Consider the following 1,036-nt stretch of genomic DNA (forward strand, 5'->3'; position numbering starts at 1 on the left):
GCCTGTAATTTTCTAACGACAATCGACCAATCCAATCCATGTTAAACTTACTATATCAAACCCGACTAGCTTACCTTAGCGAAATAGATAAAACCGCAAAATTCATTTCCGAAGAATTTACATCTGGAAAACAAATATCTGAGCAAATTCTTAAAACAATAATAGATTTATACGAATCAGCAAAAGTTGAACAAAGTTTTAAGGGAGAGAGCTTTGAAACTGCTTATCATTCACCAATAACAGGAGAGTTAGAATTCTTAATTGCAAGAATCCTATTTCATTATTCTGCTATTAATAACAAAAGATGGAAAATTTACTTGCGGCGACAAGAAAGTAAGACAGCTCCAGATATACGACTTTTAAAAGATAATAAAGCCTTTGCAATTATAGAAGTGAAAGCAAAAGCAGGTTGGATTCAACCTTTCTTCTCATCTGACCGCTATCAACATGACAAAAATAGACTTACTAATGGTAAATCCTTATTCGATCCAGATTCTATGATCGAAAACTCGAGAAATCAACTTAAGAAATATTTCACAACATTTGAATTAACAAATAACGACATCTTTCTTTTCTTACCAACACTTGCGTTAGTACATAGAAAGAAATACTTGACAGAATTACCTCAATATTACTCCTACTTCGCTTCAACATCAGGTCTTCCTGCTGAAAACTTAATATTATTATCAAACAATATGCGACATGACTTATCATATAAGACAAGCGATTTACATCCGACAGATAATTTCGAAAAGCTATTGACAAAACTTGGAGAAAAATAAAACTACAGGCAACATGGGTTTGGCAAAAAACTGGCTGACGGAATTTAATCAACTTTTATTTTACTATTTTGCTTCAATTTTGGCAGAAGGAACATTTTTTAGCTCATAAAAACAGTATTAAACTTTGTAACTTTTATTTAGCTTTGGGTTTCGGCAGAAGGAATTCTATTTCCAGTTCTTCGCCAAGCCCGAAACGTTAGGCGCAATTTGTGTTTTCGCCCGAGAAAGTTTGCTAAAGATTTTTTTGTCCCAAA

The 1,036-nt window shown here is 33.1% G+C and carries 1 protein-coding gene; it reads left to right on the forward strand.

Features of this window, described 5'->3' with window-relative positions:
• Window positions 1-38 precede the first annotated feature (38 nt).
• Window positions 39-782: a hypothetical protein gene (locus GO621_RS18675; protein ID WP_157569920.1), complete on the forward strand. Its 744-nt coding sequence runs from the start codon at window positions 39-41 to the stop codon at window positions 780-782.
• Window positions 783-1,036 lie beyond the last annotated feature (254 nt).

Source organism: Mucilaginibacter arboris (genome assembly GCF_009754915.1).
GTDB classification, from domain to species: Bacteria; Bacteroidota; Bacteroidia; order Sphingobacteriales; family Sphingobacteriaceae; genus Mucilaginibacter_A; species Mucilaginibacter_A arboris.

Coding starts and splice junctions, on each gene's coding strand:
- GO621_RS18675 (WP_157569920.1), top strand. CDS start 39: ATGTTAAACTTACTATATCAAACCCGACTAGCTTACCTTAGCGAAATA.